Source organism: Leisingera sp. XS_AS12, from assembly GCF_041224635.1.
Classification (GTDB): Bacteria; Pseudomonadota; Alphaproteobacteria; order Rhodobacterales; family Rhodobacteraceae; genus Leisingera.
Map to the genome: position 1 here is coordinate 149,626 of NZ_JBGFGM010000079.1, position 22,535 is coordinate 172,160.

Annotated in this window: 15 protein-coding genes; 7 read left to right on the plus strand and 8 right to left on the minus strand. The window is 65.0% G+C overall.

From position 1 onward, the window contains the following. Positions 1-32: 32 nt before the first annotated feature. Positions 33-1,439: an aldehyde dehydrogenase family protein gene (locus tag AB9K35_RS07285; protein WP_369925081.1), complete on the plus strand. Its 1,407-nt coding sequence runs from the start codon at positions 33-35 to the stop codon at positions 1,437-1,439. Positions 1,440-1,465: 26 nt separating this feature from the next. Further along, positions 1,466-3,442, plus strand: coding sequence for a tyramine oxidase (locus tag AB9K35_RS07290; protein WP_369925082.1), 1,977 nt, complete (start codon positions 1,466-1,468; stop codon positions 3,440-3,442). 222 nt (positions 3,443-3,664) lie between these two features. Here AB9K35_RS07290 and AB9K35_RS07295 read toward each other — a convergent pair whose 3' ends face one another. Continuing rightward, entirely contained in the window at positions 3,665-3,976 is a 312-nt protein-coding gene (locus tag AB9K35_RS07295; RefSeq protein WP_222456560.1) for an ETC complex I subunit, read from the minus strand. 205 nt (positions 3,977-4,181) lie between these two features. On the opposite strand from AB9K35_RS07295, the gene uvrB reads away from it, so the two are divergent. Further along, positions 4,182-6,380: an excinuclease ABC subunit UvrB gene (gene uvrB, locus AB9K35_RS07300; protein ID WP_369925083.1), complete on the plus strand. Its 2,199-nt coding sequence runs from the start codon at positions 4,182-4,184 to the stop codon at positions 6,378-6,380. Between the two features lie 169 nt (positions 6,381-6,549). Here uvrB and AB9K35_RS07305 read toward each other — a convergent pair whose 3' ends face one another. Next, positions 6,550-9,342, minus strand: coding sequence for a bifunctional aconitate hydratase 2/2-methylisocitrate dehydratase (locus tag AB9K35_RS07305; protein WP_369925085.1), 2,793 nt, complete (start codon positions 9,340-9,342; stop codon positions 6,550-6,552). A gap of 375 nt (positions 9,343-9,717) precedes the next feature. On the opposite strand from AB9K35_RS07305, the gene AB9K35_RS07310 reads away from it, so the two are divergent. The 3 genes from AB9K35_RS07310 (at position 9,718) to AB9K35_RS07320 (ending at position 15,019) form a co-directional block, all read left to right on the plus strand. After that, the gene (locus tag AB9K35_RS07310; RefSeq protein WP_369925086.1) at positions 9,718-11,076 is read left to right on the plus strand and encodes a sigma-54-dependent transcriptional regulator; all 1,359 of its coding nucleotides are present in this window, start codon (positions 9,718-9,720) and stop codon (positions 11,074-11,076) included. A 10-nt stretch (positions 11,077-11,086) separates the two neighbouring features. Beyond that, positions 11,087-13,036, plus strand: coding sequence for a cache domain-containing protein (locus AB9K35_RS07315; protein WP_369925087.1), 1,950 nt, complete (start codon positions 11,087-11,089; stop codon positions 13,034-13,036). 261 nt (positions 13,037-13,297) lie between these two features. Continuing rightward, positions 13,298-15,019, plus strand: a complete 1,722-nt coding sequence (locus tag AB9K35_RS07320; protein WP_369925088.1) for an OFA family MFS transporter — start codon at positions 13,298-13,300, stop codon at positions 15,017-15,019. An 84-nt stretch (positions 15,020-15,103) separates the two neighbouring features. Here the strand turns inward: AB9K35_RS07320 and lpdA are convergent, their stop codons facing one another. The 4 genes from lpdA to AB9K35_RS07340 are packed head-to-tail and all read right to left on the minus strand — an operon-like array spanning position 15,104 to position 20,025. Beyond that, positions 15,104-16,462: a dihydrolipoyl dehydrogenase gene (gene lpdA / locus AB9K35_RS07325; protein ID WP_369925089.1), complete on the minus strand. Its 1,359-nt coding sequence runs from the start codon at positions 16,460-16,462 to the stop codon at positions 15,104-15,106. Then, positions 16,463-17,770: a dihydrolipoamide acetyltransferase family protein gene (locus AB9K35_RS07330; RefSeq protein WP_369925090.1), complete on the minus strand. Its 1,308-nt coding sequence runs from the start codon at positions 17,768-17,770 to the stop codon at positions 16,463-16,465. 4 nt (positions 17,771-17,774) lie between these two features. Continuing rightward, entirely contained in the window at positions 17,775-18,788 is a 1,014-nt protein-coding gene (locus AB9K35_RS07335) for an alpha-ketoacid dehydrogenase subunit beta (protein ID WP_369925091.1), read from the minus strand. A 1-nt stretch (position 18,789) separates the two neighbouring features. After that, complete coding sequence (locus AB9K35_RS07340) at positions 18,790-20,025, minus strand: 3-methyl-2-oxobutanoate dehydrogenase (2-methylpropanoyl-transferring) subunit alpha (RefSeq protein ID WP_369925092.1); 1,236 nt, start codon at positions 20,023-20,025, stop codon at positions 18,790-18,792. A gap of 162 nt (positions 20,026-20,187) precedes the next feature. Here AB9K35_RS07340 and AB9K35_RS07345 point away from each other — a divergent pair, with 162 nt between their 5' ends. Further along, positions 20,188-20,652: an Lrp/AsnC family transcriptional regulator gene (locus AB9K35_RS07345; RefSeq protein ID WP_369925093.1), complete on the plus strand. Its 465-nt coding sequence runs from the start codon at positions 20,188-20,190 to the stop codon at positions 20,650-20,652. A 28-nt stretch (positions 20,653-20,680) separates the two neighbouring features. On the opposite strand, the gene AB9K35_RS07350 is transcribed toward AB9K35_RS07345, so the two are convergent. Next, positions 20,681-21,313 carry a TetR family transcriptional regulator C-terminal domain-containing protein gene (locus AB9K35_RS07350; RefSeq protein ID WP_369925094.1) on the minus strand — a complete coding sequence of 211 codons (633 nt, stop codon included), beginning with the start codon at positions 21,311-21,313 and terminating at the stop codon, positions 20,681-20,683. Positions 21,314-21,522: 209 nt separating this feature from the next. Continuing rightward, positions 21,523-22,524, minus strand: a complete 1,002-nt coding sequence (locus tag AB9K35_RS07355) for a TIGR03842 family LLM class F420-dependent oxidoreductase (RefSeq protein ID WP_369925095.1) — start codon at positions 22,522-22,524, stop codon at positions 21,523-21,525. Between the last annotated feature and the right edge of the window lie 11 nt (positions 22,525-22,535).

The window sequence follows — 22,535 nt, forward strand, 5'->3', positions numbered from 1 at the left end:
AGCGCAGGCTCTGATCACCAGGGAGGACTAAGATGATCGAATTCGATCTGACCATAGGCGGCGCGCCTGTGAAGACCGCGCGCCGTTTCGAGGTCATGAACCCGGCAACCGGCACCGCCGCCGGATTGGCGCCGAATGCCGGACTGGCCGAGCTGGACGCGGCCGTTGCCGCGGCAAAGACGGCCTTCAGGGACTGGTCGCGCAAACCCGATGCCGAGTTGCAGGCCATGTGCGAAGCCGTCGCCGCCAAGATCGGGGAGCATGCCGAAGAACTGGCGCAGATCATCACCACCGAGCAGGGCAAGCCCCTGAACGGGCTTGGATCGCGTTGGGAAATGGGAGGGGCGGCGGCCTGGGCTGGTTACACCGCTGGCCTGTCGCTGCCGGTCAAGGTGTTGCAGGACAATGCCGAGGGCAGGGTCGAGCTGCATCGCAAGCCGCTGGGGGTCGTTGGCTCCATCACGCCGTGGAACTTCCCGGTAATGATCGCCATCTGGCACATCATGCCGGCCCTGCGCACCGGCAACACCGTTGTCATCAAACCCTCCCCCAACACGCCGCTGTCGACCCTGCGGCTGGTGCAGATCATCAACGAGGTGCTGCCGGCCGGTGTTGTCAACGTGGTGACCGGCGACGATCAGGCCGAGAACCTCGGCGCTGCGATGTCCGCGCATCCGGACATCCGCAAGGTCGTCTTCACGGGCTCTTGCGCCACCGGACAGAAGGTCATGGCATCCGCGGCGCAGACCATGAAACGGCTGACGCTGGAACTGGGCGGCAATGATGCCGGCATCGTCCTGCCGGATGCGGACCCGCAGGCGATCGCCGAGGGGTTGTTCTGGGGCGCGTTCATCAACAATGGCCAGACCTGCGCGGCGATGAAGCGGCTGTACGTGCATGAAAGCATTCATGATGCGGTGTGCGCGGCGCTGGTGGAATTTGCCCGCAACATTCCGGTTGGCGATGGGCGCGACGAGACTTCCATCCTCGGCCCGGTGCAGAACCGCATGCAGTTCGACAAGGTGAGCCGCCTGGTCGCCGATGCGAAGGAGCGCGGCACCGTGCTGTTGGGGGGTGCGCCGGGCGCGGGGTTGTTCTATCCGCCGACCATCATCTCGGGCCTGAAGAACGGCGATCCGCTGGTCGATGAAGAGCAGTTCGGACCGGCGCTGCCGGTGATCAGCTACAGCGATGTCGACGCGGCGATTGCCGCTGCCAATGACAGTCCCAACGGGTTGGGCGGATCGGTCTGGTCCTCGGACCCGGAGGCCGCGAAGGCGGTGGCCCTGCAGCTGGAATGCGGCTCGGTCTGGATCAACAAGCATGGTGCCATCCAGCCGAATGCGCCGTTCGGCGGGGTGAAATCCTCGGGGCTCGGGGTCGAGTTCGCGGAGGAAGGCCTGGCCGAATACACCGACATTCAGACGGTTTTCAGCTGAACAATAATTCAAACAGGAGAGGCAACATGTCGTTCAACAAGACTATTGCATCCAGCGCCCTGGCGGCGCTTCTCGCCGGTGGCGCGCTGGCGCATCCGCTGGATGGGCTGACCGGCGAAGAATATCAGAAGATCAATCAAATCCTGAAGGAGAGCGGCACCGTCACCGAGGAGACGCTGTTCCCGCTCATCGAGTTGAAAGAGCCGCCCAAGGCGGAGGTTCTTGCGTGGAAAGAGGGGGATGCGCTGGACCGTAAGGCGACGGTGCAATTCACCACAGAGGATGGCTTCAGCGAAGCGGTCGTGAACATCACCCAGGGCGTGGTCGAGAGCAATGCCGCCATCACCGGATCCGGCCAGCCGATGGTTCTCTTTGCGGAGTTCATCGGCGCATTGGAAGGGGCGCTCGGCCACCCGGACATGTCTGAAGCGCTGTCCGCGCGCGGGCTCACCCCCGAGGATGCCTTTTGCCTGCCGCTGACCGCCGGGAACTTCCTGACGCCCGAGTTCGACGGCTCGCGCCTGATGAAGGTACCCTGCTACCAGAACCCGACCGGCTCCAATTTCTACGCCAAGCCCCTCGAAGGTCTGTTCGCGGTCTACGACATCGGCAAGCAGGAGGTGGTCGACGTGGTCGACACCGGGGTTGTTCCGGTGCCACAGGACGCCTGGGGCTATACCGAGGCGGAAGTCGCGGAACGCCTGCCGCTGCGCCCGGAAGGCAACCCGGCCAAGCTGGTTCAGGAGGGCGATCCGAACTTCAAGATCACCGGCAGCCACGTGGAATGGGACATCTGGCGTTTCAACTACCGGATCGACAAGCGCCCCGGGCTGGTGCTTTCCAACTTGGACGTGAACGACCAGGGCAACTGGCGCTCGGTGATCTACCAAACCCACCTGTCCGAAGTCTTCGTGCCCTATATGGACCCGACCGAAGGCTGGTACTGGCGCACCTACATGGACAGCGGCGAATACGGCTTTGGCCTGTTCCTGACCCCGCTGCGGGCCGGGGTGGACTGTCCCGAATACGCCACCTTCCTGCCTGCCTTGATTGCCGATGACGCGGGCAACCCGCTGGAGATCCCGGACGCCATCTGCATCTTCGAGCGGAACATTGGCGACCCGGCCTGGCGGCATTTCGAGATCTTCGCCCAGACCCCGGAGGAATTCGTGCCGACCGAGGGGCGGCCGGAAACCGAACTGGTGGTGCGCACCGCGTCGGAGGTCGGCAACTATGATTATCTCATCGACTACCGCCTGAAACAGGACGGGCAGATCTTCATCAAGATCGGAGCCACCGGTCTGGATGCTGTCAAAGGCGTGGCCTCGACCTCGATGAACGACGCCACCGCGGCCGAGGACACCCGGTATGGGACCCTGATCGCGCCCAATCTGGTTGCGGCCAATCACGACCACTACTTCAACTTCCGCATCGATTTCGACATTGACCAGCCGATCAACCAGGTCGGAACAATGGAGATCGTCCCCGCCGAAGTGCCCGAAGACAGCCCGCGCCGGTCAATGTGGACGTGGAAACACGTGATGCCGGACAGCGAAATGGACGCCCGCTACCGGTTCAGCTCGATGAAACCCAAGCATGTCCATATCTCCAACCCGCAGCGCGAAGGTTACCTGGGCCAGACACCGGGCTGGATGATCCACCACGGCTCGCTTGCCTATGGTCCCTTCGACTTCGAGAACGACCCGCCGATGAAGCGCAACGCCTATATCGAGTATTCCTCCTGGACCACGGTCTACGATCCCGAGCAGCGGTATGCCGGTGGCAAATACGCGGTGCAGAGCGACGGGTCCGATACGCTGGCGGAGTGGGTGAAGGAAGACAAGTCGCTGATGGGGCAGGATATCGTCTCGTGGTTCACGGCCGGGTTCCATCATATTCCGCGGATGGAGGACTGGCCGGTGATGTCGACCGAATGGAAGACGGTGCATATCATGCCGTTCAACTTCTTCGCTCACAATCCGGCGCTCACGCTGCGGAACTGAGGCACCACGAAACGTGAAGGAAAGGGCGGCACCCGGTGCTGCCCTTTCCGGTATGTGCATCCGCGGCGTTGGTCAGGCCATGGATTGCCCGATCTGCACTGCACAGCAAAAAGGGCACCCTGCTGGGCGCCCTTGCGTGTCATTCCGACATCACTGACCGATCCTGCGCTGACCGAGAGCTCTGGCCCATCCGGCCGCAGGTCGGTGCCGGGGGTGTGCCCCTCAGTGCGTCCAGGGACCGCGGCGCGAGGTGGCGAAGTTGTCGCCATAGCCGCCGGGGCGGATGTTGGGCTTGCGTGTCTTCGGCTCGATCACCTGGGCGTCGATCCCGTGATCGGCGGCATATTCCAGCGCCGCCTCCTTGGTGTCAAAGCGCAGCCGCACCTGGCTTTGCGTGTCGGAGGAGGAGGTCCAGCCCATCAGCGGGTCGACTTCGCGGGCCGAGGTGGGGGCAAATTCCAGAACCCATTTCCGCGTCTTGGCCATGCCCGAGGTCATGGCATTGCGTGCTGGCCGGTAGATCCGCGCTTGCATGGGCTGTCTCCTGATGATCTGCAACGGTGAGTCCTGATGTCCGCGCATTTATGCGCTGGAAGCCGCCCTGCGGCAAGGTGGCAAATGCCGCGGTTTGGCGGGATTTGCAGCGGCGCCACAGCTGTTTGCCGGGGTTTTCTTCACTTGGCCCTTGAACCGGAACAAAAACAGACCAAAATCTGCGCCAGCCCCACGGAGACACTTTATGCCCTATGCCCATTCCGACAAGTCGATGCCGATGATGACCCAGCGCGCGCCGCAGCAGCGGCCCAAGCTGGAGGGCGGCAAACGCTTCGTGATGCACACCTCTTTTGAACCGGCGGGCGACCAGCCCACCGCGATCCGCGAACTGTCGCAGGGCGTGCTGGAGGGCGAGCGCAACCAGGTGCTCTTGGGGGCCACCGGCACCGGCAAGACCTTCACCATGGCCAAGGTGATCGAGGAAACCCAGCGCCCGGCGATCATCCTTGCCCCCAACAAGACGCTGGCGGCGCAATTGTACGGCGAGTTCAAGGGCTTCTTCCCGGACAACGCGGTGGAATACTTTGTCTCCTTCTACGACTACTACCAGCCCGAAGCCTATGTGCCGCGCTCGGATACCTTCATCGAGAAGGAAAGCCAGATCAACGAACAGATCGACCGGATGCGCCACTCGGCTACCCGGGCGCTCTTGGAACGTGACGACGTGATCATCATCGCCTCGGTGTCCTGCATCTATGGCATCGGCTCGGTCGAGACCTACTCGGCGATGACGCAGGACCTGAAAGCGGGCGAGATGTACGACCAGCGCCAGATCATGGCGGATCTGGTTGCCCAGCAATACAAGCGCAACGACCAGGCGTTCCAGCGCGGCTCCTTCCGGGTGCGTGGCGATACGCTGGAGATCTTCCCGGCCCACCTTGAGGACCGGGCGTGGAAACTGTCGTTCTTCGGCGAGGAGCTGGAGACGATCACCGAGTTCGACCCGCTCACGGGGGAGAAGACCGGCAGCTTCGACCAGATCCGCGTCTATGCGAATTCGCACTACGTGACGCCCAAGCCGACCCTGCGGCAGGCGATCATCTCGATCAAGGAGGAGTTGAAACAGCGGCTCGAGCAGCTGACCGCGGAAGGCAAGCTGCTGGAGGCGCAGCGGCTGGAGCAGCGCTGCAATTTCGACATCGAGATGCTGGAAGCGACCGGCCACTGCAACGGGATCGAGAACTACTCGCGCTACCTGACGGGACGGGCCCCGGGGGAGCCGCCGCCGACCCTGTTCGAGTTCATCCCCGACAATGCCATTGTTTTTGCGGATGAATCCCATGTTTCCGTGCCGCAGATCGGCGGCATGTACAAGGGCGACCACAGGCGCAAGTTCACCCTAGCGGAGCACGGTTTCCGCCTGCCCAGCTGCATGGACAACCGGCCCCTGAAGTTCGAGGAATGGGACGCGATGCGGCCGCAGTCGGTCTTTGTCTCCGCCACCCCGGCGGACTGGGAGCTGGAGCAGGCGGGCGGCGTGTTCACTGAACAGGTGATCCGGCCCACCGGGCTTCTGGATCCGGAGGTGGAGATCCGCCCGGTTGAGATGCAGGTGGATGATCTGCTGGACGAGATCCGCAAGGTCTCCGCCAACGGTTTCCGCACGCTGGTCACCACGCTGACCAAGCGCATGGCCGAGGATCTGACGGAGTACCTGCACGAGCAGGGCATCAAGGTGCGCTACATGCACTCCGACATCGACACGCTGGAGCGGATCGAGATCCTGCGCGACCTGCGTCTTGGGGCCTTCGACGTGCTGATCGGCATCAACCTGCTGCGCGAGGGGCTCGACATTCCCGAATGTGGGCTTGTCGCCATTCTGGATGCCGACAAGGAAGGCTTCCTGCGCTCGGAAACCTCGCTGATCCAGACCATCGGCCGCGCGGCGCGGAACGCCGAGGGGCGGGTCATCATGTATGCCGATCGCATCACGGGGTCGATGGAGCGTGCGATCAACGAGACCAACCGACGCCGCGAAAAGCAGATCGCCTACAACCTCGAGCACGGCATCACGCCGGAAACGGTGAAGAAGAACGTCGAGGACGTCCTGGCGGGCCTGTACGAGGGCGATGTCGACATGAACCGCGTCACCGCGACCGTCGACAAGCCGATGCATGGTGCCAACCTGGAGGCGCATCTGGCGGGGCTGCGCGAGGAGATGCGCAAGGCGGCCGAGAACCTGGAATTCGAGGAAGCCGCCCGCCTGCGCGACGAGATCAAGCGGCTGGAGGCGGTGGACCTCGCCATCTCCGACGACCCCTTGGCGCGGCAATCCGCGATCGAGGCCGCGTCGGACGCGGCGGTCAAGTCGCGCGGCCGTTCCACGGCGGGCAAGGCGGGCACCCGCGCCTACCGCGGCAAGTCGCAGAAGAAGTATTCCTAGGCGATCCGGGGCGCCGTCCGCGGCGTCCTTCCCGGTTCAGACCTGGTTCCGACCGGCGGCGCGAGGCACGAAAAAAAACGGGCAGAAAAAACCGGGCAGGTGGTGTCACCTGCCCGGTTTTCGTTTGTTCGCTTGGCGGGCGGCGCATCAGGGGCGCCGCCGCGCGGGATCAGAAGTGGACCGAGCGGGTGGTGCCCGGAATTTCCAGCGGCGGAGCGAATTTGGTCAGGTCGATCCCTTCGACCGCCTCCTTGTACTCCTCCAGCGTGGGGGTGCGGCCAAGCACCGCCGACAGCACCACGACCGGGGTCGAGGCCAGCAGGCTCTCGCCTTTCTTCTCGGGGCTGTCTTCCACCACGCGGCCCTGGAACAGGCGGGTCGAGGTCGCCAGAACGGTGTCGCCCTTGGCGGCCTTTTCCTGGTTGCCCATGCACAGGTTACAGCCCGGACGTTCGAGGTAGAGGATGTTCTCGTACTCGGTACGCGCCTTGCTCTTGGGCATGAAGTCATCGAATTCAAAGCCGGAGTAGCGCTGCAGGATTTCCCAGTCGCCCTCTTCCTTCATCTCGTCGATGATGTTGTAGGTCGGCGCGGCCACGACCAGCGGTGCCTTGAACTCGACCTTGCCGTTGGCCTTTTCGAGGTTCTTCAGCATCTGGGCGACGATCTTGATGTCGCCCTTGTGGACCATGCAGGAGCCGACGAAGCCCAGGTCGACCTTCTTTTCCGCCTTGTAGTAGGAAATCGGGCGGATGGTGTCGTGGGTGTAGCGCTTGGAGACATCGGCGTTGTTGACGTCCGGGTCGGCGATCATCGGCTCGTTGATCTTGTCGAGGTCGACCACCACTTCGGCGAAATACTTGGCGTTGTCGTCGGGCGCCAGCGCGGGCTTCTCACCCGAGTGGATCTCGGCGATGCGCTTGTCGGCCAGGCCGATCAGGCGGTGCAGCATGCCGTTTTCATGCTCCATGCCCTTGTCGATCATGATCTGGATGCGGTGCTTGGCCAGCTCCAGGCTTTCGATCAGGGTTTCATCGTTGGAAATGCAGATCGAGGCCTTGGCCTTCATCTCTGCGGTCCAGTCGGTGAAGGTGAAGGCCTGGTCGGCCAGGAGGGTGCCGATGTGCACCTCGATGATGCGGCCCTGGAAGACGTTGTCGCCGTGCTGTTCCAGCATCTGCAGCTGGGTGGCATGCACCACGTCGCGGAAGTCCATGTGGTCGGCCATCTTGCCCTTGAAGGTCACCTTGACCGATTCCGGGATCGGCATCGACGCCTCGCCGGTCGCCAGCGCCAGCGCCACGGTGCCGGAGTCGGCGCCGAAGGCAACGCCCTTGGACATGCGGGTGTGGCTGTCGCCACCGATGATGATGGCCCAGTCGTCCACGGTGATGTCGTTCAGCACCTTGTGGATCACGTCGGTCATCGCGTGATACTTGCCCTTGGGGTCACGGGCGGTGACCAGACCGAAATCATTCATGAATTTCATCAGCCGCGGCGTGTTTGCCTGCGCCTTCTGGTCCCAGACCGAGGCGGTGTGGCAGCCGGACTGATAGGCGCCGTCGACGGTCGGCGACAGCACGGTGGCGGCCATCGCTTCCAGTTCCTGGGCGGTCATCAGGCCGGTGGTGTCCTGCGAGCCAACGATGTTGACCTTGACGCGCACGTCGGAGCCTGCGTGCAGAACCTTGCCCGGCGTGGTGCCGCGGGCGTTCTGGTTGAAGATCTTCTCGACCGCGGTCAGGCCCTGACCCTCGTGGCTGACTTCCTTGGACGGCGCGAAGGCCGACTTCAGTTCGATGCCGAGGGTTTCGCAGGCGAATGTTTGCAGCTTTTTGCCAAAGACGATGGCGTAGGAGCCACCCGCCTTCATGAACTCCATCTTCTGCGGCGTGAAGGCGCCTGCCACGTCGACCAGTTCCTTGGTGCCGTCTTCGTTGTACAGCTTCTTGGTCTTGGTGTTGATGGTCAGGACGGTGCCGGTTTCGACCGAGTATTTCTGCTCGAGGATCGGGTTGCCGTCGTTGTTCAGGATCGGCGCGCCATCTTCGCCGGTCTTCTTGACCCAGTTCTTCAGGTCCAGACCGATGCCGCCGGTCACGCCGACGGTGGTTAGGAAGATGGGGGAAATACCGTTGGTGCCCGCGACGATCGGCGCGTAGTTCACGAAGGGCACATAGGGGCTGGCCTGCTTGCCGGTCCACAGCGCCACGTTGTTGACGCCCGACATCCGCGACGAGCCAACGCCCATGGTGCCTTTCTCGGCGACCAGCATCACGCGCTTGTCGGGGTGCTGCAGCTTCAGCGCCTCGATTTCCTGCTGCGCCTTCTCGGAAATCATGCACTTGCCGTGCAGTTCGCGGTCCGAGCGCGAATGCGCCTGGTTGCCGGGCGACAGGAGGTCGGTGGAAATATCGCCTTCGCCGGCGATATAGGTGACCACTTTGATCTCTTCCTCGATGTCGGGCAGCTTGGTGAAGAACTCGGCCTCGGCGTAGCTTTCCAGGATCTCGCGGGCGATCGGGTTGCCTGCCTTGAAGGCTTCTTCCAGGCGGTCGGTGTCAGCCTCGTAGAGGAAGACCTGGGTCTTCAGAACATCGGCGGCCTGCTTGGCAATCTCCTGATCCTCGCCCAGGGCCAGGTCCAGCAGCACCCGAACCGAGGGGCCGCCCTTCATGTGCGACAGCAGTTCAAAAGCGAACTCGACGGAAATCTCGGCGACCTCTTCCTTGCCCAGGATGATGTCCTTGAGGAAGGCGGCCTTGACACCGGCCGCGCCGGTGGTGCCGGGCAGGGTGTTGTAGATGAAGAACTTCAGGCAGTCGTCGCGGTGCTCGCTGTTCTGGTCTTTGATCTGGGCAACCAGTTCCTCCAGCAGTGCGCCATCGTCGATGGGCTTGGGGCTCAGCCCCTGTTCCTTGCGCGTTTCGATCTCGTTCAAATAATCTGTATAGAGGCTCATGGCTATCCCGGCGAGTAAGCGTTAGATGAAGCTTGAGCCCCGGACCGCAGACGGGCTGACAGGTCCGGGAAGCTGATTGTATGCGGCTGTATACCATGGTGGACCGGGTTGCAAGCCATCCTGCAGTGGCAAGATGCCTCAGCGTCGGCCGCCGACCTGCGGAGAGGCTGGATACGTCCGGCCCTGTTCGGACCGGTTCCGCCCGCCTTAGCAGGTGGCGATGAACAGGGACTGAACGAATGCGACCAGTTCCGGGCGCGGCACGCTATTGGGGCGCCCGTGACGTGCGACCTTTACGAAACCGGTTCGGCTTCTCATAAATATGCGCAGCAGGCGGGGCACGTGGCCCGGTCGTCCCATCAAAGAACGACAGGCATGACACAGGCAGACTTGGCACGGCTTACCGACCCGCTGGCGCAGGCCAGCATCCTGATCGTCGATGACGAGCCGGGCATGCGCAATTTCCTGGTCAAGACCCTGCACCCCCTGTGCCAGCGCGTGGACGAGGCCGAGAACACCGAAGCCGCCCGTGCCTGCCTCGATGCGCAGCAGTATGACGTGATGATACTCGACAACATCATGCCGGGGCAGAAGGGGCTGGACTGGCTGGCCGAGCAGCGCAGCGCGGGCGGGTTCACCGACACCATCCTGATCACCGCTTATGCCGACCTGCAGACGGCGATCGATGCGCTGCGCGCCGGGGCCTCGGACTTCGTGCTCAAGCCGTTCCGCTCCAACCAGATCCTGAACGCGCTGCGCCGCTGCATCGAAACCGCCCGGCTGAAACGGGAAAACATGCTGCTGCGCCGCGAGCTGGAGACCGTCGGCCTCGGGCGGCGGCGGCGGCGGGAGTTGATCGGCGAGTCGGCGGCGATCGGCCGCGTGCGCGATCTGCTGGGCCGGGTGCAGGGGCTGATGACGCCGGTGCTGATCACCGGCGCCTCCGGCACCGGCAAGGAAGTCGCGGCCCGGCATCTGCACGCGCATTCCCCCCGCGCCGACGGGCCGTTCGTGCCGGTGCAATGCGGCGCCATCCCCGCCGACATGATCGAGTATGAGCTGTTCGGCCACGCGCCGGGCGCGGTGCCCGGCGCGCCTGCGGGCCGCGAGGGGCTGCTGGCCTCGGCGCAGGGCGGCACCGTGTTCTTTGACGAGATCAGCGAGCTCAGCCCCAACGCCCAGACCGCGCTTTTGCGGGTGCTGGAGGACGGTCGCATCCGCCCGCTCGGGACCGAGCGGCTGGTGCAGCTGGACGTGCGCTTCGCGATGAGCTCCAGCCGTTCCCTGACCGATGCGGTAGCGCAGGGGCGCTTCCGCGAGGATCTGCTGTTCCGCATCAACGTGGTCGAGATCGAAATGCCGCCCCTGTGCGAGCGCGACACCGATGTGCTGGAGCTGGCGGAGCTGTTTCTGGGCGAGCTGGCGGCCCAGATGCAGCTGCCGCCGCTGGAGCTGACCGCGCCGGTCAAATCGGCCCTGCTGCGCCACGGCTGGCCGGGCAACATCCGCGAGCTGCGCAATTTCATCGAACGCTCGCTGATCTTCGGCAGCTTCCCGCTGGACACGCTGGCGCCCCCGCCGCCGCCCTCCGGCATCACTCCGCTGGAGGAGGTCGAGCGCCGTGAGATCCTGCAGGCGCTGGAGGCGCTGGGAGGCAACCGCAGCGAGGCGGCGCGGCAGCTGGGGGTCTCGCGCAAGACCATCGACCGCAAATGCGCCGCCTGGGGGCTCTAGGCCCATGCAGATGCTGCGGTCCGTCCGGGTGCGCCTGCTGGTCATCGCGCTGCTGCCGATGCTGGTGCTGCTGCCCTTGCTGCTGGGCGGCACCATGTGGCGCTGGTCGGACAAGGTCGACGGGCTGCTGGTCAGCAAGGTCACCGGCGATCTGACCATCGCCGACCAGTATCTGGCCCGGCTGGTAGACACCTCGGGCGAGCAGCTGGACGCGGTGGCCCAGTCGGTGCGTTTCCGCACGGCGCTGGCCTCCGGCCAGGCGCAGGACTTTCTGGAGCAGGAGCGGCTCCGTCTGGGGCTGGATTTCCTGTACCTGGCCGGGCCGGAGGGCCGCGCGGGCTTTGATCCGGCGGACTGGCCGGTGCTGCGCCGCGCTTTGGACGGGCAGTGGCACAGCGCGGTGGACATCTTTGCCGCCCCCCAGCTCGACGCGCTGGCGCCGGGCCTTGCCGCCCGCGCCGCCATCTCGCTGGTGCCGACCGAGGCCGCGGTGCCGACGGACCGCACGGCAGAGACCCGCGGCATGGTGATCCACTCCGCCGCGCCGGTGACCCTGCCGGACGGGCAGCTGCGGCTGCTGGCGGGCGGCAAGCTTCTGAACCGCAACCTCGACTTCATCGACACCATCAACGCGCTGGTCTACCGCGAACAGGGCCTGCCGGAGGGCAGCCAGGGCACCGCCACGCTGTTCCTCGAGGACGTCCGGATCTCGACCAATGTGCGCCTGTTCGAAAACGTCCGGGCGCTGGGCACGCGGGTCTCGGCCGCGGTGCGCGCGCAGGTGCTGGGGCAGGGGCAGATCTGGCTCGACCGCGCCTTCGTGGTCAACGACTGGTACATCTCCGCCTATGAGCCGATCCTCGACAGCCGGGGGGAGCGCGTTGGCATGCTCTATGTCGGATTTCTGGAAACCCCCTTCCGCCAGGCCCGGCAGGAGCTGGTGCTGAGCCTGACCGCCGCCTTCCTGCTGATCGCGGCGCTGTCGGTGCCGATCTTCCTGCGCTGGGCGGGCCGCATCTTCCGGCCGCTGGAGGCGATGACCCGCACCATCGCGCGGGTGGAGCAGGGCGATCTGACCGCCCGCAATGCCCAGCCCCGTGATGGCGGCGAGATCGCCCAGGTGGCGGCGCATCTTGATGATCTGCTGGACCAGCTGCAGGAGCGCGACCGCCAGCTGCGCCACTGGGGCGAGAGCCTGGAAGCCAAGGTGGAGGAGCGCACGCGCGACCTGCGCGAGGCCAACCGGCGGCTGGAACAGACCACCGAGCGGCTGGTGATCTCGGAAAAGCTGGCGGCGGTGGGCGAAATCACCGCCTCGGTCGCGCATGAGATCAACAACCCGGTGGCGGTGATCCAGGGCAATCTGGACGTTGCGCGGATGACGCTGGGCGAGCACGCCAAACCGGTCGGAGAGGAGTTCCGGCTGATCGACGATCAGGTCTACCGGATCGGGGTGATTGTGTCGAAACTGCTGCAATTTGCCCGCCCCGAGGAATACTCCGGTGCCTCGTCGCTGATCTCCCCGGCAAAGGTCATGGCCGACTGCCTAGTGCTGACCCGCCACCAGATCGAACAGGCAATGGTCGAGGTCGAAACCGATCTGCCCAGCCAGCGGCAGGTGCGGATGTCGCGGACCGAGCTGCAGCAGGTTCTGGTCAACCTCATCCGCAACGCGGTGCAGGCGATGCCCGGCGGCGGCACTCTGCGGCTGGAGGCCCGCGACGCGGAAGGTGGCGGCGTACTGATGGCGGTCGAGGACAGCGGCACCGGCATTCCCAAGGATGTGCTGGGGCGGATCTTCGATCCGTTCTTCACCACCAAACAGGCGCGCGGCACCGGGCTGGGCCTGTCGATCAGCCAGCAATTGCTGAGTCGGGCCGGCGGCCAGATCACCGTGCGTTCAGAGCCGGGACAGGGCAGTCGCTTCGAAATTTTTCTGCCAGAGCCCGAACAGGGCTGATCCGGACATTTTGACGCAAATTCGGCACGGCGGCTGATCCGCGGCGGGACAGAATGTCCCGATCGGGGCTGTTCGGCGGCCTAGCCGCTGGACGGATTGTCACGATAAGCCATTGTTATAACTAAATTATTTATTGACATGTTGGGGCCTTCCCCGCCTTTGTCAAGCGTCAGCACGCTGTCGCATGTCGTCCCTGAAATGCCGCTTTGGGAGAGCGCGGGGCACGGCAGCGGCGGCTGCAAGCACTAGGGAGGACACGACATGAGCAACCCATCACCCGGCGGGCTGGGCATTCTGCACAAACGCCACATCATCGCCGAACCCGGCTTTAACCGCTGGCGCGTGCCGCCGGCTTCCATCGCCATCCACCTGTGCATCGGCTCGGTCTACGCATGGTCGGTGTTCAACCCGCCGCTGACCCGCGAGCTGGGCGTTGTCGCCTCCAGCGCCGATGACTGGAGCCTCGGCTCGGTGGTCTGGATCTTCTCGGTCGCCATCGTCTGCCTCGGCCTCGCGGCCGCCTTTGCGGGCAAGTGGCTCGAGGAGGTCGGCCCCCGCATGGTCGGCGTCGTGGCGGCGATCCTCTGGGGCGGCGGCTTCATCGTCGGCTCCTTCGGCATTTCCAGCCATCAGCTGTGGCTGGTCTACCTCGGCTACGGGGTGCTGGGCGGCTGCGGGCTGGGCCTTGGCTATGTCTCACCGGTGTCGACGCTGATCCGCTGGTTCCCGGACCGCCGCGGCATGGCCACCGGCATGGCGATCATGGGCTTTGGCGGCGGGGCGATGATCGCGGCCCCGGTCAAGGGCTGGCTGCTGGACCTGTTTTCCACCGCGCCGACCTACCTGGGCGCGCAGGATGCGGTGCAGACCGTGGTCGAAGGCGGCCGGGTCTTTGCCGAAACCGCCCAAGGCAAGGTCGAGGTGGTGATCGCCAGCGCCGCGCAGGCGGCCCCCTTCGGCGGCGAAGCGGGCGCCTATGTGGTCGGCACCGGCAGCACCGGTGCGGCGCAGACCTTCATGACGCTGGGCATCGTCTATTTCGTGGTGATGATCCTGGCCGCCTTCCAGTACCGGGTTCCGGCCAAGGACTGGGCCCCTGAAGGCTGGGCGCCAAAGCCCGCGGCCTCGGGGCTGGTGACCCAGAACAACGTGCATATCGACCAGGCGCTGAAGACGCCGCAGTTCTGGCAGCTGTGGGTGATGCTGTGCTTCAACGTGACCGCCGGCATCGGCGTGATCGGCGTCGCCAAGACGATGATGTCCGAGATCTTCGGCTCGGTCATGCCTTTGGTGGCGACCGCGGCCTTTGCCTCGACCTACGTGCTGATGATTTCGGTCTTCAACATGGTCGGGCGGTTCTTCTGGGCCTCGACCTCGGACTACATCGGGCGCAAGGCGACCTACATGTGCTTCTTCGTGCTGGGCACGGCGCTGTACCTGTCGATCCCCTATTTCGCCTCGGCGGCGGCGGCCAACCCCTCGCTGCTGTATCTCGGCGGTTTCTACCTGGCGACGATGCTGATCTTCTCGATGTATGGCGGCGGCTTTGCCACCATCCCGGCCTATTTGGCGGATATGTTCGGCACCATGCATGTGGGCGGCATCCACGGCCGCCTGCTGACCGCCTGGTCGACCGCGGGCGTGTTGGGGCCGCTGGCGATCACCTCGCTGCGGCAGATGTCGGTGAACAGCGCGGTGCAGGACCTGGCGGCCAAGATCGACCCCGCCGCCTTTGCCGAGAAGTTCGGCGCCCCGGTGACGCAGCTGGACCAGCTGGTGGCGGCCAAGACCGTGACCATCGCCAAGCTGATGGAGATCGCCCCCGCGGGCACCGTCGATCCGACGCCGAGCCTCTACAACACCACCATGTACTGCATGGCGGCGCTGCTGGTGGTGGCCTTCTTCGCCAACCTGTTCATGCGGCCTGTGAAGGCGCATCACCATCACGACGAGCCGGAGCTGCAGGCGGTTCCGGGCGAGTAACAGGGTCTATGCAAGCAAGAAAGGCCGGGGCGCAGTCCAGCGCCCCGGCCTCTTTCCATCATGGACGGGCTGCGGCGGCCCCCGTCAGATATGCAGCGCGTGACCCAAGGCGCGCAGGCAGGCTTCCTGCAGACCTTCGGACTGGGTCGGGTGCGCGTGGATGGTGGATCCGATGTCCTCAAGGCAGGCGCCCATTTCGATGGCCAGCGAGAAGGCCGCCGACATCTCGGAAATCCCGGCACCAACCGCCTGAATACCCAGCACCGCGTGATCCGCCTCGCGCCAGACGACGCGGATGAAGCCATCCTCGCGCTCGGTGGTCATGGCGCGGCCATTGGCGGCAAAGGGGAAGTCGGTTGCCTTGGTGCCTTCGACCTCGCCCGGCAGCGCACCGCAGGTGACGATTTCGGGGTCGGTGAAGCAGACCGCGGGGATCGCGCGCTTGTCCCATTCGACCGCGTGGCCCGCGACATGTTCCGCAACCATCTCGCCCTGCGCCATGGCGCGGTGGGCCAGCATCGGCTCGCCGGTCACGTCGCCGATGGCGTAGATCCCGCGCATCGAGGTCTGGCAGGTCTTGTCGATGCGAACGAACGGCCCGTTCAGGGTCAGCGCCAGCTCATCGATGCCGATGCCGACCGTACGGGGGCGACGGCCGACCGTGACCAGCACCTTCTCCGCCGCGACCTCGCCCGCGCTGGTGGCGAGCACGCCGTCCGCATGGCCGCTGGCCTTGGCGCCGGTCAGCACGGTGACGCCCAGCTCTTCCAGCCGCTTGGCGACAGGCCGGGTCAGCGCCTTGTCATAGGCGGGCAGGATGCTGCCCTCGGCCTCGACGATGGTGACCTTGGTGCCGAGCTTGGCAAAGACCGTGCCCAGTTCCAGCCCGATATAGCCGGCACCGACCACGGCGAGGGTTTTGGGCACCTCCGTCAGCGCTAGCGCCGCGGTGGAGGACAGGATGTCGCCGCCAAAGGGCAGGAAGGGCAGTTCCACCGGGGCTGAGCCGGAGGCAATCACGATGCGCTCGGCGCGGATGCGGGTCTCGGTTTCGCCGTTGCGCACCAGCACCGTCTTGCCGTCCAGGAAGCGCGCGCGGCCCTCGACCAGCTTGGCGCCGGCCTTGCGCATCAGCCCGGCCACGCCGCCGGTCAGCCGCTGCACGATGCTGTCTTTCCACGCCATCGTCTTGCCCAGATCGATCTGCGGCGCGCCTGCGGTGATGCCCAGCGGGCCGCTGCCCGCATGGGCGATCTTGTGGAATTCATCCGCCGCGTGGATCAGCGCCTTGGAGGGGATGCAGCCCACGTTCAGGCAAGTGCCGCCAGGGGCGGCCTCGTCCACCACGATGGTGTCGATGCCCAGCTGGCCTGCGCGGATGGCGCAGACATAGCCGCCGGGCCCGGCACCGATGATCAGCAGTTTACATTTCAGATCAGTCATTCAGCCCTCGACAAACAGCATTGCCGGAGATTCCAGCAGGGTTTTCAGTTTCTGCACGAACACCGCGGCATCCCAGCCATCGACGACGCGGTGGTCGAAGGAGCAGGACAGGTTCATCATCTTGCGTGGCTGGAACTGCTGACCGTCCCAGACCGGGCGGATCTGCATCTTGTTGACACCGACGATCGCCACCTCCGGGTGGTTGATGATCGGCGTGGTGGCAATCGCCCCCAACGCCCCGAGCGAGGTGATGGTGATGGTGCCGCCCGTCAGCTCCTCGCGCTTGATGGAGCCTTCGCGCGCCGCCTCGGCCAGGCGGGCCAGTTCACCGGCGTTGTCCCACAGGCTGCCCGCCTCGGCGTGGTGCACGACCGGCACGTTCAGCCCCTGCGGCGTCTGGGTGGCAATGCCGATGTGCACGCCGCCGTGGCGGTGGATCACCCCGGCCTCGTCGTCAAAACGCGCGTTCAGGCCGGGCTGCTCGCGCACCGCCTCGACGATTGCGCGCATCAGGAAGGGCAGCAGCGTCAGCTTGGGGCGGTCGCCCGCGTGCTTCTTGTTCAACGCCGCGCGCAGGTCTTCCAGCGCGCCCATTTCGACCTCTTCGACGATGGTGATATGCGGGATCTGCCGTTTCGACAGCGCCATCTTCTCGGCGATCTTGCGGCGCATGCCGATGACGCGGATTTCCTCGACGCCGGTATTGCGGCCGCGTTTGACGCTGCCCTGCTGGATACCGCCCGAGGCGATCCAGTTGTCGAGATCCTCGTGGCTGATGCGCCCGCCGGGGCCGGTGCCCGGCACGTGGCGCAGATCCACCCCTTCCGAGCGCGCCCGCGCCCGCACCGAGGGAGCCGCCAGCGGCTTGGCGCCTTCCGGGCGCGGCAGCCGGTGGCCGGGTTTCTTGGCCGCAGGGGCGGCAACCGGGGCCGGGGCTGCGGGTGCGGCAGCGGGTTTGTCCTCCGGCTCCGGAGTTGCCTCGGCCTCTTCCGGGTCGGCGGGTTTGGCGGCGGCAGGTTTGGCGGCCTGCGCCGCCGCGGCGGCATCGGCGCTTTCGTTGCCGTCGCCATCGACCTCGATGCGGATCAGCACCGAGCCGATCGCCATCATCTCGCCGATCTCGCCGCCCAGCTCCAGCACCTTGCCCGCCACGGCCGAGGGCACCTCGACCGCGGCCTTGTCGGTCATCACCGCCGCAAGGATGTCATCCTCCTGGACGATGTCGCCGGGCTTCACGTGCCATTCGGTCAGCTCGGCCTCGGCAATGCCTTCCCCCACATCGGGGAGGCGCATGGCAAAAACACCCATCGTGTCAGCCCTCCATCACTTTTTTCAAGGCCTCGCCGACGCGGGCCGGGCCGGGGAAATATTCCCACTCCTGCGCGTGCGGATAGGGCGTGTCCCAGCCGGTCACCCGGATCATCGGCGCCTCGAGGTGGTAAAAACAGCTCTCCTGCACCAGGCTCATCAGCTCGGCCCCGAAACCGGAGGTGCGCGTCGCCTCATGCACGATCACGCAGCGGCCGGTCTTCTCGACCGAGGCGGTGATGGTGTCCAGATCCAAGGGCAGCAGCGTGCGCAGGTCGATCACCTCGGCGTCGACGCCGGTGGCCTCGGCGGCGGCTTCGGCTACGTACACCATGGTGCCATAGGCCAGAACCGTCACATCCGACCCCTCGCGGGTGATGCTGGCCTTGCCCAGCGGCACGATCTCGTTTCCTTCCGGCACCTCGCCCTTGGGGTGTTTCTTCCAGCTGGTGACGGGGCGGTCGTGGTAGCCGTCAAACGGCCCGTTATAGAGTCGCTTGGGCTCGAGGAAGATCACCGGGTCGGGATCCTCAATCGAGGCCAGCAGCAGCCCCTTGGCGTCGCGCGGGTTGGACGGCACCACCACCTTCAGGCCGGAGACATGGGTGAACAGCGCTTCCGGGCTCTGGCTGTGGGTCTGGCCGCCGAAGATGCCGCCGCCGGTGGGCATGCGGATCACGATCGGGCAGGTGAAATCGGCGTTGGAGCGATGCCGCAGCCGCGCCGCCTCCGACACGATCTGGTCATAGGCGGGATAGACATAGTCGGCGAACTGGATCTCGATCACCGGCTTCAGCCCATAGGCGGCCATGCCGATGGCGGTGCCGACGATGCCGGATTCGTTGATCGGCGTGTCAAAGCAGCGCGATTTGCCGTATTTCGCCTGCAAGCCCGCGGTGCAGCGGAACACGCCGCCGAAAAAGCCGACGTCCTCGCCAAAGACGACAACCCGGTCGTCCGCTGCCATGGCGACGTCATGCGCCTCGCGGATGGCTTCGATCATGGTCATGCTGGCCATCTCAGTACCCCGCTTCCTGGCGCTGCCGGATCAGATGCGGCGGCATGGTTTCATATACGCCCTCGAACATGTCGCGCGGGCTGGGGGCCTGGCCATCGCCCAGGGTGCCGATGGCCTCGGCCTTTTTCTGGGTGGCGATCACCGTGTCCATCACCTCTGCCTCGGCCTGCTTGTGACGCTCCTCGCTCCACTCGCCGATGGTGACGAGGTGCTTTTTCAGCCGCTCGATCGGATCGCCCAGCGGCCAGGCGGCGGCCTCGTTCTTGTCGCGGTAGGCGGAAGGGTCATCGCTGGTGGAATGCCCGCCGGCGCGGTAGGTGACGTGTTCGATCAGGGTGGGCCCATGGCCGCGCCGGGCGCGTTCGGCGGCCCATTTCGCCACCGCATGCACGGCCAGGTAGTCATTGCCATCGACCCGGATCGAAGCGATGCCAAAACCGTGGCCGCGCGCCGCAAAGGTGCCGACGCCGCCGCGGGCAATGCCCTGGAAGGTCGAGATGGCCCACTGGTTGTTGACGATGTTCAGAACCACCGGCGCGTCATAGGTCGAGGCAAAGACCATGGCAGAGTGGAAATCGCTCTCCGCGGTCGAGCCGTCGCCGATCCAGCCGGTGGCGATCTTGGTGTCGCCGGAAATGGCCGAGGCCATCGCCCAGCCCACCGACTGCACGAACTGGGTGCCGAGGTTGCCGGAGATCGAGAAGAACCCGTGCTCCTTGGAGGAATACATGATCGGCAGCTGGCGGCCGTGCAGCGGATCCTCGGCGTTGGAGTAGATCTGGTTCATCATCGTCAGCATCGGATAGCCGCCGGCGATCAGCAGCCCCGCCTGCCGGTAGGTGGGGAAGTTCATGTCCCCCGGCTGCAGCGCGGTGGCAAAGGCACAGGAGATCGCCTCCTCGCCTAGGTGCTGCATGTAGAAGCTGGTCTTGCCCTGACGCTGGGCGATCAGCATGCGCGCATCAAAGGCGCGCAGGGTCAGCATGTGGCGCAGGCCCTCGCGCAGCTCCTCGGGGGTCAGCGCCCCGGCCCAGTCGCCCACCGCTTCGCCGTCCTTGTTCAGCACCCGCACGATGGAGAAGGCCATCTCGCGGATCTCGTCGGGTTCGACATCGACCGGCGGGCGCTTCACGGCGCCGGCGCGCGGGATCTCGAAATCGGAAAAGTCAGGCGTGTCGCCCGGACGGCAGCCCGGCTCTGGCACATTCAGCGATAGCGGCGGAAAGTCATCACTCATGCGGATCCTCTTTGCTCTGGATGCATCCGGGGCGGGCGCGCGGCGGACCGCGCGCACCTGCGCCGTTCCTTTCAGATTAGCAAACCCGGCTGGTTGAAAAATCTCGAATCCGGGGGTAGCAGAGCAAAATTAGAGTGAAAATCACCACGAAAGGTGAAAAGCGTGGCGAAAATATCTACGGATGAGGTCGACAGGGAGATACTTCGTGCCCTGCGTGACGACGGGCGGATGTCTCTCGTGCAGTTGGCGGCGCGGGTCGGCCTGTCGCAGACGCCTTGCAAGCGGCGCCTGCAGCGGCTGGAGGAAAGCGGGCTGATTTCCGGCTACATGGCGCGCATCGACCGCAAGGCGGCGGGCTTTGGCATCACCGCCTTTGTCTCGGTCGAACTGGAGCGCCAGGACGGTGACGAGATCGCCGAATTCCAGAAGAAAGTCAGCCGCTTCGACGAGGTGATCACCGGCACGCTGATGACCGGGGCGCAGGATTTCCTGCTGGAGATCGTGGTCGGAAGCCTGGAGGAATTCGAGATCTTCCTGCAGACCAAGCTGCTCAGGATTTCCGGCATCCGCGCGGTGCGCTCGCGCTTTGCGCTGCGCAAGTTCATCGACCGCGCCCGCATCCCCTGACGTGGCCCATGGGCGGGGCAGTCGGGGGTCAGGTGTCGGTTGGCGTCAGCAGCTTGCCGTACATTTCCAGCAGGAAGCTTTCGGCCTCGGCGTAGCGGTTCTGCGCCTTGGCGGGGGCGATTTCCTCGATCTGGACATCGAAATCGGCATAGTGCTGCGTCGTCGCCCAGATTGAAAACAGCAGGTGGTGCGGGTCGGTGGTGTTGATCCGTCCGTCGCGCATCCAGTCCTCCAGCACCATGATCTTGGCGTTGTACAGCTCTTTCAGCGGGCCGAAGATCTCGCTGTGGGACTGCGGCAGGCCGCTCAGCACCTCGTTGGCGAAAAACTTGCTTTCCTTGGGGAAATTCTTGGAGATTTCCAGCTTGCGGCGGATGTATTGGCGGATCTCGTCGATCGGGTCGCCATGCGGGCTCAGCATGTTCAGGGGTGCCATCCACAGCTGCAGCGTGCGCGACAGCAGCTCGCGGCGGATCGCGTCCTTGCTCTCGAAGTAATACAGCAGGTTGGGCGTCGTCAGCCCGGCGTTCTTGGCGATCAGGTTGATCGACGCGCCGGACGACCCGTGCTGGGCAAATACCTCCAGCGCAGAGGCGAGGATCTGTTCGGTCTTCTTCCGCTGGATCCGAGTCTTGGGCTTTTCAGCTGCCATGCGCGCCATGCAAAATCCGCCAGTTTCAAAAAATCAGTGTGGCGCCCTATTGGCACAAGTCAAATCCCAGTGCCAGCGGTTGCGCCGGGAAGGCGGGCGATATCACTAAACTATCATCTTTGCCGGTGTCCCGGGGCCGGTAAAAGCGGCGGGCAGTGGGGGCTGCCCGCCGGATGCCCCTGCCCGGCGGGGATCTGTCCGGGCAGGAGGGAGAGACTTCAGCGGAAAGCGGGGATGATCTTCTCGCCGTAGTCAGCGATGATCTTTTCCTCGTCGCCGCTGTCCAGATAGATGTTGAACTGGGTGGTGCCGGCATCGGCCAGATCGCGGATCTTGGCGATGTGCTCGTCCGGGGTGCCCAGCACACAGAAGCTCTTGACGATGTCTTCGGTGATGAAGTCGAGGTAGGGGTTATCGCTCTGGCCGTGCTTGGAGTAGTCGTAGCCTTTGCGGTTCTTGATATAGTCGGTCAGGCTGGTCGGCACGTGATCGCCATCGGTGCCGTATTTCTCCACGATGTCAGCGACATGGTTGCCGACCATGGCGGGGAACCACTTGGTCTTCTCGATGCCTTCCTCGATCGGGCCGGTGTGCGCCGGAGCAGCCGCCATCACGCGGTAGTTCGACATGTCGCGGCCTTCCGCTTCGCCGCCGGCCTTGGCCTGATCTGCCAGCCATTTGACGATCTTGGGCTCTGCGATCTGCAGCACCACGCCATCGCCGACCTTGCCCGCCGAGGCCAGCGCCTTGGGGCCGTAGGCGCCGATCCAGACCGGCAGCTCATAGCCCTGGGCCCAGGGGAATTTCACCGGCTCGGGGCATTCGCCGTACTGCACTTCCTCGCCGCGGATCAGCGATTTCACCACATGGGTAAATTCTTCCATCCGCTTGATGGTGGAGGGCTTCTTGCCCATCACCCGCACGGCGCTGTCGCCGCGGCCCAAACCGATGTCGAAGCGGCCGTTCGACTGTTTCGCCAGCGAGCCGAACAGCGAGGCCGCCACCGACCACTCGCGCGAGTTCGGGTTGGTCACCAGCGGGCCAAAGCGCATCTTCTTGGTGTGTTCCATGCACATCGCCATGGCGACGAAGCTTTCGCGCCACAGGATGTGGCTGTCGTAGAACCAGCAGTGGGTGAAGCCTGCGTTCTCGGCCTGGCGGACCAGGGCGCGGGCGCGGTCGGGCTCAACGAAGCCTTTGAAGCAAATACCGAATTCCATGTGTGTTTTCT